This is a genomic window from Bacillus cereus group sp. MYBKT14-1, from assembly GCF_051915185.1.
Lineage (GTDB): Bacteria > Bacillota > Bacilli > Bacillales > Bacillaceae_G > Bacillus_A > Bacillus_A cereus.
In genome coordinates, this window is the sequence record NZ_JBQAEF010000002.1 from 534,006 (window position 1) to 551,131 (window position 17,126).

Genomic DNA, 17,126 nt, shown 5'->3' on the forward strand with positions numbered 1-17,126 from the left:
TTACGCTTGTAACTTCCGCATAAAAGCCTTAGCGCTTTTTTTATCTGTAATTTCTTCCTCTTTCAATCGTTCTAATAACGCAACGAAATAACTACCATCAAACTGCAATTGATGTTTAATTGTCGCTTCTATTGCTGCGTTCACAATCCCATCAGACGCACCAGTATATCCTTGTCCAAACATAATAAACCCTTGTGCTTCCTCTGATAATTTAAATCCTTTCGTATGTAAGAATGAAAGATAATCTTCTACTGTTTGCATGTTATTCCCACCTACTCAAAAATTCTCCATCTCCTATCATACATGTTTTTACACGCTATGAGAATGAAATTTCTTTGACAACTTTGTAAATCAATCTTCTACTTCTCTTACAATGGAGGATTTTCTAACAATCTGAAGGAATATGTACAGTGGAACTTATTTCATATTAAAGGGGAGACACGATGAAACAAGCACTATTAATTATTGACGCTCAGCAAGAATTAATTGATGGAAATGAGCAAGAAAATGAAGTTTTTCGTAAAACCGAGCTATTATCTACACTAAATATAGCCCTGCAGAAAGCAATAGATTCAAATGCTCTTATTGTTTTCGTAAGAGATATCGATGTTGCTTCTGGTAGTGGCGAAGGATTTGAAGTACATAATCAAATTCAAGTACCCCAGTCTGCAATCTTTATTAATAAAGCAGCAACCAATTCATTCTACGGCACTTCTTTACTTGAACTTTTAAAAGAAGAAAACATTAATCATATTGTTATAGGCGGATGTAAAACAGAACATTGCATTGACACTGCAGTTAGAGCAGCAACTGTACAAGGATTTGACGTTACATTAATTAAAAACGGTCATTCAACAACTGATTCTAACGTATTGTCTGCAGAACAAATTATTGGTCATCACAATAAAACTTTACACGGTCATTATAACGTTGATCATTTTTCTATGGTGAGAGATATCGAGGAAGACCTCTTTCAGCCGACTCATGATCAATATCGTGATTAGCGAAAAAGAATCCTTCATTCAGAAGGATTCTTTTTCACCCAAAAATTTGTGCTGCAATGCTATATAACTCATTATTCCTTTTTAATAATTGACCGCTATTTTTCATCATAATTGGTGGTGTATTCACCTTTTTAAAACCAGCAATCTCTAATTCTTTCATGAAATCGTTCTTTCCTTCTGGTACATCCATTCTTAATCTCCCATTATGCCCTCTTGCTAAATTATGTACTATTCTCATTGCCATCGCATTATTTTTAGCAACGACTGGTCCTATTATTTTATTTTCTGGCGTTTGTATACTTATACCGTATCCTACTACATTTTCTTTCGTATCCTTTACAACGACACACTGCTCACTTTGCATAATTCTTTGTTTTAAAAAATCGTTTCGACTTGTCCCAAATGCATCTCTATCTATTTTTATTATTTTTTCTAAATCACACTCTTCATAATTCATCATATAACCTTCATTTTCTATACAATGATCCTTCGTATTGTACGAGTTACATATGTATTTAGAAACATAACTAACAGCCCTAAATCCTAATTTTTCATATAAGGGCTTCCCTTCATCCGTAGCAATAAGCATAAATGGAGTTTGAACTGATACGCTATTCATGCATGAATTTGTAATCCTCTTTCCAATTCCTCTTCCCTTATAATCTGGATGTACAATTACCATTCCGATAGATGCCAACGCCTCCCCATATAATATTATTGCTGCGCTAGCAATAAGTTCCTTTCTCTCATTCCATACGCCGTATACAATACCTGAGTTAAAAATTGTTTCAACTTCTTCTCTGTTATAATCCCAGCCAATATAAGATGATAATGCTACAATGTCGCCTATTTGTTCTTCCCTAAGACGCTCCACTCTAATTTCCAATTCAATCATACTCCATCCCCTTATCTAGACATTTAAATCATTATTACTAAATCAACTTGTACATGTTTCCCTTTATTTATCACACACATATGTTATTTTGACCAAGACTATATTGTAAATGAGGTGACAACATGCCCATTACGAATCGATTTTCTACCACCACTAACGGCGCACTGGCTATTACAGGTAATACTTTAGGGTTAAGTAAAATCAGTAATCAAAACCGTGCTGGTACAATCGGGGCAATTGGTGCATTCGCAACTACGAATACCGCTTTACAAGTTCCCACTTTTCCTGCTGGTACAACGTTAAACTATACACAAAATAGTTCTACCGCTATTTTAAATATCCCTGCTGGTAGTACGATTCTTTACGCAGAACTCGTTTGGGGTGGAAACTATTTATCTCGTGATCAAAACATTACGAGTGTATTAGGAAATCCAGTTTCTTTTACAACACCTGTTTCAACATACTCGATTACTCCTTCAGCTGTTACAGCTTCAAATCAAACATTCGTTTCAAACTCTATTACATTTGGCTTTTACACTCGTTCAGCAGACGTAACAACTCTTATTCAATCTGGAGGTGCTGGTTCCTATACTACAGGAGCGGTTCCTGGACTTGTAGATCCTATAGATGCTTCTAATGGAACAATTAATTCGGCTGGATGGACGCTTATCGTCGCTTATCAAAACGGGACATTGCCAGCAAGAAACTTAACCATTTATGTAGCTGGTAACCGTGTTTCTGCTGATACTGGTAGTGCAGATGTAGCTGTTTCTGGATTTTTAACACCTTCAGGAGGACCTGTAAGTGGACGATTATTTTTAAGTTCTATTGAAGGAGATGCAGATATAACAGGGGATCAAGCATTATTTGGACCAAATTTCAGTTCATTAAATGCTTTATCTGGGCCAAATAATGCTGTAAATAATTTCTTCGGTTCTCAAGTTAACAATGCTGCTGGAAATTTAGATACAACTGGAACATTTGGAACGCGAAATCAAAGTGCTTCTACAGGCACAAACATCTCCGCTGGAAGACAGGGCTGGGACATTACTTCCATTGATATTTCTCCTTATTTAACAAATTCTCAAGTGTCCGCCGCAATCCGTTTAACGACTAACGGAGACGCTTATATGTTGAATACAGTCGGTTTACAAATCAACATAAATTCACCTAATATTCAAGCAACGAAAAGCGTAAATAAAAGTGTTGCGGCAATTGGAGACGTTCTCACTTATACAGTTACTATCCCTAACACCGGACTTCTTCCTGCCAATAACGTTATTTTTACAGACATTCTCCCTAACGGTACTTCCTTTATACCTGGCACTGTAACAATAGATAATGTCCCACAAACGAACGCAAATCCGGCCGCTGGTATATCTCTCGGAACCATTAATAATGGTGCTTCTCGTACAGTAACTTTCCAAGCTACCGTCGTTTCTCTTCCAAGTCAAAATCCTATCTCTAACACTGCTAATATTACATTTCAATATACACCAATTGCCGGAGGAACAACCTTTAACGGTCTTGCAACAAGCAACTCTGCTGGAACACAAGTTAACCTTGCAGATATTAATGGCACAAAATCAGTTAACAAACTTTTTACAGATATTGGTGAAACGTTAACATACAGTATTGCCTTAGCTAATATAGGAAATATCGTTGCAACGAATGTGATATATACGGATCCGATTCCTAGCGGGACTACTTTCATTCCAGGAAGTGTAACTGTGAACGGAGTTACTCAAACTGGCGCAAATCCCGCTAATGGTATACCAATTGGTTCAATTGCCGCAAATTCCACTACTACTATTTCATTCCAAGTGCTCGTTCCTTCTATCCCTCAAACAAACCCAATATTAAATAGTGGAACAACAACATATCAATACATTCCTGTACCTAATCAACCTGCAGTAAGCGGGACTGATACGACGAATATCGTCTCCACTCAAGTGAATAATGCTACTGTAACAATGACGAAAGCAGTAGATAAAAATTTTGCAGATATTGGTGATACACTAACGTACACCGTTTCCTTTACAGGTATAGGTAATACGAATGCAAATAACGTTATTTTTACAGATGTCATTCCTACTGGTACAACTTTTGTTCTCAACAGTTTAACAATAGATGGCACGACACAAGTTGGAGCAAATCCCGCTACTGGTGTGAATATAGGATCTATTCCAACTGGTACAACAAAAAATGTTGCATTTCAAGTAGTTGTAAATACAATACCCGCGTCAAATGTCGTATCTAATAGTTCAAGCGCTTCTTATCAATATACCGTCAATCCTAGTCAATCACCCGTTACCAAAAACATTTCTTCTAATCTCGTTTCCACTCAAATTAACAATGCGAATGTAACATTAACAAAATCAACAAATAAACAATTTGCTACAATTGGCGAAACAATCAGTTATACAATTCTTATTACAAACAGTGGAAATACAGCTGCTACTAACGTGCAACTAACAGATCCACTTCCAAACGGAACGATATTGACTCCTGGTTCTGTAACACTAAACGGAGTTTTACAAAATGTAGATTCTCTCGTTGCTTTACCTATCGGCACAATTCCTGGTGGGGCTACTGTTACCCTTTCTTTCCAAGTAACAGTCATCAATATTACGACCCAAAATCCTATCATTAATAATGCTTTCGCCTCTTATCTATATACTGTAAATCCAAATTTGCCACCAACTTCAAAAACAGCAAATTCTAATTCTGTTACATCAACAATTAGACTAGCAAACCTTCAAGCTACTAAATCTGTAGATAAAACGTTCGCAGAAGTTGGCGATGTATTAACTTATACCTTCGCTCTTACAAACAATGGAAATGTTACGGCGAACAATGTATTACTATTCGATTCAATAGCAAACGGTACTTCCTTTGTATCGAACAGTGTTATAGTTAACGGCGTTACTCAGCCGGGCGCAACACCAGCTAGCATTAATATTGGTAGCATTAATGCTAATACTACGATTACAGCTTCATTCCAAGTAGTAATAACTAGCATTCCAAACCCAAATCCTATTTCAAATAGCGCTTCTATTTCTTATAACTTTATCGTTGATCCAAACGCTCCCCCTATAAGTAAGAACACAACTTCAACCACTACATTTACTCAAGTAAATGACGCAAATGTCATTTCAGCAAAAACAGTGGATCGAGCGTTCGCTACTGTTGGGGATGTATTAACTTATACCATTCTTTTAACAAATGCAGGAAGCGTTACTGCTGATAACCCAACTTTCGTAGATACAAATCCAGATGGCACTACCTTTATCCCAAACACTTTCCTTATTAATGGTGTACTCCAAAATAACGCAGATCCGAACATTGGTGTTCCATTGCCTTCCATTCCTGCTAACGGTGAAATTACTGTTTCTTACCAAGTAACTATCACCTCTTTACCAGCTCAAAATCCAACAATAAATTCATCTAGTACACAATATAGCTTTACTTTAAATCCGGACGATCCACCAACTATAGAAACATCTGTAAGTAATACCGTAAGTACACAAATTAATTTAGCAAATGTAGTGATTGTCAAAGAAGTAGATTTGACTATCGCCGATGTCCGGCAACCAATCACATATACAATTTCTTTAGCTAATCTTGGCAATACTACAGCAAATAATGTTATTGTTACTGATATAATCCCAAATGGCACCACTATCGTACCAAATAGTATTTTTATAGGTGGTGCTTTACAACTAGGTGCAGACCCTAGTACCGGTCTTCAAGTAGGCTCCATTCCTTCAGGTGGTTTTACAACGATTGTTTTTCAAATAAGTGCAAATGGGCTACCTTCACCAAACCCAATTCAAAACAGCGCTTCACTGCAATATAGCTTTATCGCTGATCCAAATTTACCTGCTCTCGTTAGAAACGCTGCTAGCAATATAGTAACTACACAAATTAATACTGCTAATATCGTTGCTACAAAACTAACGAGTACAAACTTCGCTGATGTCGGTGATGTCATACTATATGCAACCATTTTAACAAATAACGGGAATACCCCTGCTGCTAATGTAACGTTTACAGATATCATTCCAGCGGGTACCCTCTTCATTCCTAATACTGTAACGATTAATAATGTCCCTGTAGCCAATGCAAATCCTGCTAACGGCATTTCGATTGGTACGATAGGAGCGAATTCATCACGCACCGTTGCATTCCAAGTTTTTGTACCAACTATCCCTGCTGTAAACCCAATTACAAATCAATCAGACACAACATTCCAATATACGTATGATCCATCCAAACCTGCTGTGATGCAGATGGTTGCTTCTAACACTGTACAGACAACTATTAATAACGCCTCAATTGCTGCTACTAAATCGGCAGATAAACAGTTTGCTAACGTAAATGATATTATTACGTACACGACTACTTTAACGAATAACGGGAACACACTTGCATCAAATGTAATATTTACAGATGTAATTCCAAACGGAACATCGTTTATTCCTAATAGTGTTACTGTAAATGGGAATACACTGCCTAATGTCAATCCAGCAAGCGGAATTGCAATCGACCCAATAAATCCGAATGCAAATACAATCATCTCATTCCAAGTACAAGTAAATTCTATCCCGAATCCAAATCCAATCCCGAACCAAAGTAATACAACGTACCAGTATGTCGTAGATCCTAACTTACCTCCAGCATCCGCCAATACGTTAAGTAACGTAATAACAACTCAAATTAATAACGCTACTATTGTCGCTACTAAGTCTGTGAATACACCGACAGCTGCAATTGGTGATATTGTTACTTATACGATTGCAGTAACAAATACAGGTAATATCCCTGCTAGTGCAACTGTTTTAACAGATGGGCTTGGCGCAGGAGCTTCATTTATCCAAAACTCCGTAACGATCAATAATGTTCCACAACCAGGATTAGATCCATCACTTGGTGTTCACTTGGCAGATATTTCGCCAGGAGATACTGTATTCATTACTTTTCAAGCACTAATTTTAGCGATACCACCTAGTGGCACATTAACAAATAATGCTCTTGTAAATTATGAATATACCGTAAATCCAAACCAATCTCCTGCTGTTGGTAGCACTGTAACAAATACAACAGTTACACCAATTATTGACGCTACTTTAGTAATAAATAAAAGCGCCAGTACAACTTTTGCTACAATCGGTGATACAATTACATTCACTTCAGCTGTTACAAACAACGGAAATACTACTGCGAACAACATTATTTTTACTGATACAATTCCAAACGGTACTACCTTTATCCCAAATAGCTTTAAGATAAATGGTGTAACCGTTCCGAATGCAAATCCACAAAACGGTATCAATATTGATAACTTGAATTCAAATGCATCTGCTACACTCAGTTTTCAAGTAAACATTACAACACTTCCAAACCCTAATCCAATCCCGAATAAATCATCGCTTCAATATAGCTTTATTGTAGATATAAATGAACCGCCAGTTTCACGAACAGTTCAATCTAATAAAACCTTTACACAAGTAAATACTGCTTCTGTTATCGCAACAAAAACTGCAAGCAGTGCTTTTGCTGCTGTTGGAGATACAATTACGTATACAACTACCCTCACCAATAGCGGAAATACTGCCGCAAACACACCTGTTTTTATCGATATATTACCACCTGAACTTTCATTCGTTCCTGATAGCGTACAAATTAATACCATCCCACAACTTGGATTTAGACCAGATAGCGGGATTTCTTTAGACTCAATTCCAGTTGGAGGAACGACAACAATTAGCTTTCAAGCTATCGTTGGCTCAATACCAGTTACAAATCCAACTTTGAACCAGTCTAGCACGACATACTCGATCATTGTTGATCCTACCCAGCCGCCGGTGACAGAAACAGCTACAAGTAATCCAACTTTAGTTCAAATTAACGAAGCGATTATTCAAGCAACGAAAAGTGTGGATCGGCTATTTTCTGACATAGCACCTGGAAATTCATTTTTAACGTATACAGTTTTATTAGAAAATGTAGGAAACACAACTGCTACGAATATCATTTTTACAGATCCGATTCCAAATAACACAGTATTTATAGAAGATAGCGTTCGAGTAGGCGGAGTTTTATTACCTGGAGTAAATCCAGCTAACGGGATACCAATTGGAGATATTATTGCAGGAGATTTTATAAATGTTACCTTCCGTGTGCAAGTAGTTAGCATTCCAAATCCAATTTTCACAATTGGGCCAGGCGGACCAAACTCACCGGTTGTAAACGGCGCTTCTATTGATTATAAATTTATGACAGGACCTAATTTACCACTTGTTTCACGAAATACGACATCTAATTCTGTTTCGACACAAATAAATTCTGGGGAAATTGTGGCAATCAAATCTGTAGATAAAACTTTCGCAACGATTGGTGATACAATTTCTTATACAATTACATTAAGTAACCCTGGAAATGTCACTTCACAAAATATAATTTTCACGGATACTTTACCTGATGGGACGACATTCATATCTGGCACTCTTACAAACGATTCTGGTACACAGCAAATCGGAAATCCAGCTAACGGGATTCAGATTGGAAATATAAACCCAAATGGAACGGCCGTTATTACTCTCAACGTACTTGTTACAAACATTCCAAGTATAAATCCAATTTCTAATTTTAGTTCCACACAATTTGAACATGTAGTTGATCCTAGTCAACCTTCTGCGTTACAAACAACGATATCAAATACAGTTTCAACGACCATTAATAGTGTAATATTAACTACAACAAAAACTGTTGATAAATCTATTATTTCTATCGGTGATACCATTACGTATACAACGACTATTACGAATACAGGAAATACACCAGCTACAAATGTAACTTTTACGAGCACCATTCCAGCTAGTACTACATTTATACCAAATTCAGTCACAATAAATGGAATTCAGCAGCCTAGTGTGCAACCAGCACTTGGAGTAAACATACCAAATATCGCTCCTGGTGAAACAGTAACCGTTACTTTCCAAGTAAATGTTCTTTCTGTTCCCCCTTCAAGTTCAATTATGGGGAATGATACCATTTTATATTCTTATACTGTCGATCCAAACGGAACTCCTGTTACAACTTCTACTTCAACGAATATCGTTACAACCCCTGTATTAGATGCTATCATTACGATGGTGAAATCCGTCGATCAAACACTTGTAACGCTAGGTGATACCATTACCTATACGACCATTTTAACGAATAGTGGTAATACAAACGCTACAGATATTGCTTTCATTGACCTTATACCAGATGGAACAACGTTTATTACTGATAGCGTTACAATAGATGACATCACACAAATTGGACTCAATCCTAATACCGGTATAACGATTGGATCAATTGCTCCTAACAGCTCAATATCTATAGCATTTCAAGTTACCGTTACTTCTACACCAGCCCAAAATCCTATTGCCAATTCCGCTACTGCTTCTTACACATTTATCGCTGACCCAAATGCACCGATTGTTTCAAGGACCGTTACTTCAAACACAGTGTTCACTACGATTAATACAGCTACCATTCTTTCATTAAAACAAGTCGATAAGTCTTTTAGTCGTATCGGAGACACACTCACTTATACTGTCGCTTTAACAAACAATGGAAACTCATCCGCACAAAATGTTATATTCACAGATACCGTGCCAAGTGGAACTACATTTATTGCAAACACATTTTCTATTAATGGAGTTCCTCAAAGTGGGGCGGACCCATCAAACGGTGTGAATATTGGGACAATAACAGCCGGGACTACAGTAACAGTTTCGTTCCAAGTTACTGTAACATCATTACCAACCCAAAACCCAATTGTAAATTTCTCATCAACATCGTATCAATTAGTCTCACCGCCTGATGCAGAAACTTCAATTAGTAATCCTGTTTCAACCCAAATTAACGAAGCAATATTGTCTATGACGAAAAATGAAAGTGTATCCTTTGCAGATATCGGGCAAACTGCTTTTTATACTACTTCTATTACCAATGTAGGCAATACCGATGCAACTAATATTGTATTCACAGATGCATTACCGAGCGGACTCACATTTGTTCCTAACACATTAACTGTTGATGGTGTTCTACAACCTGACGCGAATCCAAATACAGGTGTATTACTTGCAACACTTCCACCAAATGAAATATATAGTATCGTCTTTCAAGTTACAGTAAACAATATTCCCCTTAGTAACCCAGCACCAAATACAGCATCAACGACGTATGAATTTACTGTTGATCCTGTTAATCCTCCCGTTTCAAGTGCAGCTACTTCCAACACTACACTCCTTCAAATAAACAACGCAACTATTATTAGCACCAAAACAGCAGATCTTACTTTTGCGGATGTTGGTAATACAATAACATTTACACTTAACCTTCCTAATACCGGAAATGTGACCGCAACTGATGTAACTATTATCGATATTCTTGATAGCAATTTAAGTTTCGTTCCAAATAGTTTCACAGCTAATGGGCAAACCATTCCAAACGCCGATTTATCAACTGGTGTAAATATTGGTTCCATTAATGGTGGTAATACGGCAATCGTTACATTCCAAGCAACTGTTATTACACTTCCAACACTTAATCCCATTTCTAACTCTGCTTCTACCACATATCATTATGTCGTTGATCCTAGCCAGCCACTTATTACAACTTCCAATCAATCTAATACAACGACAACACAAATTAATAGCGCTATCCTTACTGCACAAAAAAATTCAAATGTATCTACGGTAGATATCGGGCAGGATATTCCCTACACCGTTACAATTACAAATAGCGGAAATGTAAGTGCAACGAATGTTATTTTTACCGACCTTATTCCAGACGGAACTTCCTTTGAACCGAATAGCTTTACACTGAACGGAACTAGCATCCCAAATGCAGATATCATTACAGGCGTTCCAATCGGTGATATCGCGCCAAACGAAGCTGTCATCGTAGCATTTAACATTATCGCCAATGAAATTCCGCCTATAAATCCAATTACTAATCAAGCTAGCGTTAGCTTTCAACATATCGTTAATCCAGCTAATCCCCCAGTTTCAAAAAATATTATTTCTAACAACGTTACAACAAAAATTGAAAGTGCTATTTTAAATACTATTAAAATAGGAGATAAAACTTTTGCAACGATTGGTGATACGATTACGTATACAACGACTATTACGAACACAGGCAATATTCCTGCTAACAACGCTATATTCTCAGACCCTTTACCATCGTGGACACAATTTGTTGCAGGATCCGTTATTGTTGATGGCACTCCATTACCATCCGCTTCGATTATTAACGGTGTTGGCATAAATACAATCAATCCAAATCAAACTGTTACAATCATATTCCAAGTACAAATCGTAAGTAATCCAACAACGTTCACACCTGAACTCCAAAACTTAGGATTTGTTAACTTCCAATATAACGTAGGCAATGCATTACTGGCTCAACCTGGCAATGTGGAAACGAATGTCTTCGTTACTTCTATTAATACAGCAATACTTTCAGCTGTAAAAACTGCTAATACAGCCTTTGCAAATATTGGAGATACGATCACTTATACAGTTTTGATTCAAAATAGCGGCAATACAAACGCTACGAATGTAAATTTCTCAGACCCAGTTCCAGCAGGAACAACCTTTGTTGAAAATAGTTTTGCTGTAAATGGAAGTACCATTCCAGGTGCAAATCCAAATAACGGAGTGAATATCGGAACAATTAGCTCGGATAGTTCCTTAACCGTTACTTTCCAAGTCATAGTTACATCAACTCCACCTTCAAATCCGATTACAAACGTAGCATCTATTCAATACACATTCATCGTTGATCCGGCCTCTCCTCCTGTTACAGGCACGATAAATTCTAATAGCGCTTCAACACAAATTAATAACGCGACTGTTACAACTGTTTTACAAGCAAATCGTTCAATTGTGTCTATCAGGGATGTAATTACGTATACAGCAACATTAACGAATACTGGAAACTTCCCTGCAAACTCTGTATTACTCATTAACGGAGTTCCTGAAGGAGCATTATTTGTTCCAAATAGTGTTACGCTCAACGGGATTTCACTTCCAGATGCAAGTCCAACTCTCGGTATTCCCGTTGGTATTATCGCACCAGGTGATTCCGCTACTATTACGTTCCAATTTCTTGCAAGTTCTATTCCACCACAAGGAGCAATTATAAATCAAGCACTTACAAGTTACACGTATATTGTCGATCCAAGTCAACCTCCTGTTACAGCAACATCCTCGTCTAATACGGTTAATACAGCTGTTGTTGATGCATCATTATCCGTAATTAAAAGTACAGATTCTCTCGTACAATCTACTGACGGTACAATCACTTACACAGTAGTCGTTCAAAATAACGGAAATACTACTGCAAATACAGTTACTTTAACAGATTTGGTCCCCGAAGGAACTGCCTTTATTCCGAATAGCGTAACTATTAATAGCGTTTCCGTTCCAGATGCTAATCCTAACGTAGGAATACCATTAAACTCCATCACACCGTCAGAAATCGTCACTGTAACATTCCAGGTTATCGTCCAATCTATTCCAAGCGTAAACCCAATTTCTAATACAGCCCGTATTGACTATACTTTTATCGCCGATCCAACTGCTCCTATCATCTCTCGAACAATTACGTCTAATCCTGCTTTCACACAAATTTCGGATGCGACTATCCTTTCTTTAAAAGCAGTCAATGCACAGCAAGCAACAACAGGTGATATTTTGACTTACACAATAACACTAGAAAATACAGGAAATATTCCAGCTACTAATCTCATATTTTCAGATACGATCCCCCAAGATACTACATTCGTAGAAAATAGTTTTACACTTAACGGAACAACTATACTTGATGCCAATCCAAATGTAGGTGTTACTTTACCTACTTTAGCAGCAAACGCTACTCACCTTATTTCGTTCCAAATTCTTATTAACGATTCATTCTCCCAAGAATCGATTACAAATCAATCCAATACAACATATACAATCCAACCAGACTCAGGGCAACCGCCTATTACTGAAACATCTACTAGTAATATCGTTATTACAAATTTCGTGCAAGCACAATTGGCAATTACAAAAACATCCAATCCAACAACTGTAGATATCGGTGGAACTATACTTTATATTTCTGAAGTGAAAAATATCGGTAATGTTGACGCAATAAATATTAATTTCACAGATTCTATCCCTGCTGGGACTACATTCGTTCCCGATAGTGTCACAATTAATGGTGTCCTTCAGCCAGGTGTAAATCCTGAAAACGGAATACCGATTGGAACAATTCCAGCAAACAGTTCCAAAACGATACTATTTCAAGTGCAAACAAATAATCCACCGAATGAAACTGAAATTGTAAATCAATCTTCAGCAACTTATCAATATGTAAGTATTCCTACAGCCCCACCAGTAAATCGCTCTGCAAATTCTAACATTGTTACAACATCACTCCAAAATGCAAATATTATTTCTGTTAAAAGTGCGGATGTAAATTTCGTATCAATCGGGCAAATGATTACCTACACAAATACACTTCAAAATATAGGAACCGTTCCGGCTAACAATATCGTGTTCATTGATAACATTCCAGAAGGTACTATATTCATTGAAGATAGCTTAGCAATAAATAATGTAATTCAGCCTGGCGTGAATCCTGAAAACGGAGTAACTCTCGGCACGATACAACCAAATGAAACAGTCACTATTTCATTCCAAGTACAACTTACAAATATACCAGAGGGCAATACAGTCATTAATATTTCAGACACTTCGTACGAATACCAAATTGACCCTAGTTCTCCAATTATTCAGCGTAGATCGTTATCAAATGCAGTAAATACTGAAGTGCGAACGGCAAATGTTAGCGCAATTAAATCCGCTAACAGATCCCTTACACGTATCGGTCAAATCATCACATATACAGTCGCAGTTACAAACGCCGGTACAATACCTATTACAAATACTCTCCTACTTGACGCAATTGCTTCTGGCACCACATTCGTTCCAAATAGCATTCTTGTAGATGGTGTACCAAGACCTAACGAAAATCCAATTACCGGTATCAATCTTGATATAATTCTTCCAAATAATACGATTATTGTTACGTTCCAAGTAAGCGTAGTTTCTATACCGCCACAAAATAACATTAATAATATCGCCGTCATTCACTATGAGTATCGACCAGACCCAAGCACACCACCAATTTCAGAAACGACCTCTTCCAATGCTACAAACATACAATTTATTGATGCTATTCTTATTGCTACAAAATCTGCTAATACTGTATTAGCTACTATTGATGAAACCATTGAATATACAGTATTCATTCAAAATAATGGATCGGCTACAACTAACTCCATCTTTTTTACAGATACTATAGCAGATGGAACAGTATTTATTCCAGGAAGTGTAATAGTTAATAATACTGTACTTCCTGCAGCAGATCCGAATATCGGCTTTTCCATTCCTAATGTCGCAGCAGGTCAAATGGCTACAATAACATTCCAAGTTTCCGTTACGAATTTACCTACTGTAAATCCAACACCTAATACTGCAAACATTGTCTACGACTTTATTTTCAATCCTGACTTTGCACCAATTCAAAAATCTACTACTTCCAATACTACTTTCGTTCAAATTAATGATGCTGATATCGTTTCACTTAAAACCGTTGATTTAACCTCTGTAACGATTGGTGACATTTTAACTTATACAACAACTTTAACGAATACAGGGAATACGGATGCCACTGCTGTTGTATTTACAGACAATATACCTGATGGAACAACCTTTATTGACGGTAGCGTTTTAGTAAATAACATTCCTCAGCTTAACGCCAATCCAAGTGTAGGTATACTTGTAGGAACGATTGCTCCTAACATTTCTATCCCAGTCACATTTTCTGTTACCGTCGTAGCTCTTCCTGCTAGCGGTCATGTTCAAAATCAATCAACTTCTCGTTATACAATTAACGTGGAAGAACAAATATCGACTAGCAATATTACCTTCACTGAAGTTATTTCCGCTAATGTAATTGCGACAAAAACAACACCTATCCAATATGCTGACTTACAAACTATCATCCCTTATACAATTTCCATCATAAATAACGGAAATATACAAGTCGAAAACATTATTGTTACAGATATTATCCCAGCAAATACGAGCTTTATAGAGAATAGTGTTATCGTGAACGGCAACGCTCGGCCAAATGACAATCCTCTTAACGGTATACAAATTGATACCATTCCACCTAATACGACAGCAACTATTCTATTCCAAGTAAGGGTTACTTCGATTCCACAAACAAATCCAATCTCTAACACGAGTACAATTGAATATGAATACACGTTACCAGATCGACCACCTATTACCGAAACTATTATTTCATCAGCTGCCGCAACAGAAATTAATCACGCAAATTTGAATAGTAATAAAGCTGTTGACCTTGCATTTGCAACGGTTGGTGATACGTTAACATATACGATTACACTAAATCAAACCGGTAATGTTGCAGTAAATGATGTAATCATTCAAGATATTATTCCTCAAGGTACTACGTTTATAGAAAATAGCGTCATTGTAAACGGAGAAACTCTTCCAGGAGTGAATCCAGTAAGCGGCATACCAATTGGTACTATAACTATTGGTGAAGATGCTATCGTTTCATTCCAAGTAACTGTGACTTCTATTCCAACACCAAATGAACTAAACAACAACGCAATTACTACTTTTAACTATATAGTCAACCCAAATAACGTACCTGTTACAAATACGACTACAACAAACACCGTCACAACTACTGTCCAAAATGATAATGTCATTGCGATAAAAGCTGTTGATTTCACAAGTGCCTTACCCGGTCAAACTTTAACGTATACCATCACGATTACTAATAATGGTAATATCATTATCGAAGACCTTCTTTTAGTAGACACAGCACCAGCAGATACGACATTTGTTATTGGTAGTGTTACGATTAACGGAATCAATCAACCTAATGCGAATCCGGAAAATGGTATTACGTTAGGAAATCTTGCTCCAAATGAATCTGTTATTATTACATTCCAAGTGACAATTTCTTCTTCTACTCTTCAATCTACAATCAATAACGATGCTACTATTTCCTATACGCCTATTGTCGGTCCAATCCAACCACCTATTACGATTACAAAGCAAATAAATACAGTTACAAAGCAAACAAATACCGTTACAACGACAGTCGTTGATCCGATGGTTGACATTGAAAAAACAGCTGACAAATCTATTGTCGTTATAGGAGATATCATTACATTCACATTAGCGGTATTTAATCACTCCCCAATTCCGACAATCAGTACTTCTGTTATAGACAGCATTCCAGCTGGTACAACATTTATAGAAAACAGCATAACAATTAACGGTACTCCCGTTACAAATGTTCGTCCAGACACTGGTATTAATATCGGCTCTTTACCTGCAGATTCAGTAGCAACTATAACATTTCAAGTTCTCGTAACTTCTATTCCTTCAAACAGTACAATTATAAATTCTGCAACAGTTACCGCTGCCTTTCAATTGACACCACAGGATCCAATTATTACTTTCATTGTTAATTCAAATATTGTTCGTATACCAATTCAATTTATAACTGCAACAGTCACGAAAAATGCTTCCGTCAGCTCAGCTTATTTAAATCAATATTTTGATTACACGGTACGCATTACAAATACTTCCAAAATTTTACTCTCAAATATTTCTTTACAAGATACCATTCCAGCAGGTTTACAATTTATAAACGGCACTGTCTTTATTAACGGTGAACGCTCTCCACTAGCGAATCCGAATATCGGTTTCCTAGTTGCCACTAATTTGGAACCAAACGAAACAATTATCGTATTATTCACAGTACAAGTAATAAGTCCACCTGTTAATAATGAATTTAAAAATACGGCCAATATTTCGTTACAACTTCAAGTCTCGCCTACCGACCCACCAATTACAGTAACCGTTACAAGTAACGAAAACATCGTCACTTTTGTTCCAGAAAATCCAGATGAAACACTTCCAAATTTAAATTGCTTCTTTGACGGTGAACGCTTCATTCGCATTACTCCTCGAAATGTACGAAATTACCTTTGGACTTGGATTTGGTGGAAGTAATTGAAACAAAAAAGAGATTGTAGTTTGGTTGAAACCAAATTACAATCCCTT

General features: G+C 36.9%; 4 protein-coding genes. 2 read left to right on the plus strand and 2 right to left on the minus strand.

All coding sequences use genetic code 11. From position 1 onward, the window contains the following. On the minus strand, window positions 1-261 hold the full coding sequence (locus tag ACTFO4_RS09315) for a DUF6123 family protein (RefSeq protein ID WP_001195212.1): 261 nt from the start codon (window positions 259-261) through the stop codon (window positions 1-3). A gap of 182 nt (window positions 262-443) precedes the next feature. On the opposite strand from ACTFO4_RS09315, the gene ACTFO4_RS09320 reads away from it, so the two are divergent. Beyond that, window positions 444-1,004 carry a cysteine hydrolase family protein gene (locus ACTFO4_RS09320; RefSeq protein WP_000806319.1) on the plus strand — a complete coding sequence of 187 codons (561 nt, stop codon included), beginning with the start codon at window positions 444-446 and terminating at the stop codon, window positions 1,002-1,004. Between the two features lie 34 nt (window positions 1,005-1,038). Here the strand turns inward: ACTFO4_RS09320 and ACTFO4_RS09325 are convergent, their stop codons facing one another. Beyond that, window positions 1,039-1,899 carry a GNAT family N-acetyltransferase gene (locus tag ACTFO4_RS09325; RefSeq protein WP_000571016.1) on the minus strand — a complete coding sequence of 287 codons (861 nt, stop codon included), beginning with the start codon at window positions 1,897-1,899 and terminating at the stop codon, window positions 1,039-1,041. A 122-nt stretch (window positions 1,900-2,021) separates the two neighbouring features. Here ACTFO4_RS09325 and ACTFO4_RS09330 point away from each other — a divergent pair, with 122 nt between their 5' ends. Then, the gene (locus tag ACTFO4_RS09330) at window positions 2,022-17,075 is read left to right on the plus strand and encodes a DUF7507 domain-containing protein (protein ID WP_440013395.1); all 15,054 of its coding nucleotides are present in this window, start codon (window positions 2,022-2,024) and stop codon (window positions 17,073-17,075) included. The last annotated feature ends 51 nt before the right edge of the window (window positions 17,076-17,126 follow it).

Coding starts and splice junctions, on each gene's coding strand:
- ACTFO4_RS09330 (WP_440013395.1), top strand. CDS start 2,022: ATGCCCATTACGAATCGATTTTCTACCACCACTAACGGCGCACTGGCT.
- ACTFO4_RS09320 (WP_000806319.1), top strand. CDS start 444: ATGAAACAAGCACTATTAATTATTGACGCTCAGCAAGAATTAATTGAT.
- ACTFO4_RS09315 (WP_001195212.1), bottom strand. CDS start 261: ATGCAAACAGTAGAAGATTATCTTTCATTCTTACATACGAAAGGATTT.
- ACTFO4_RS09325 (WP_000571016.1), bottom strand. CDS start 1,899: ATGATTGAATTGGAAATTAGAGTGGAGCGTCTTAGGGAAGAACAAATA.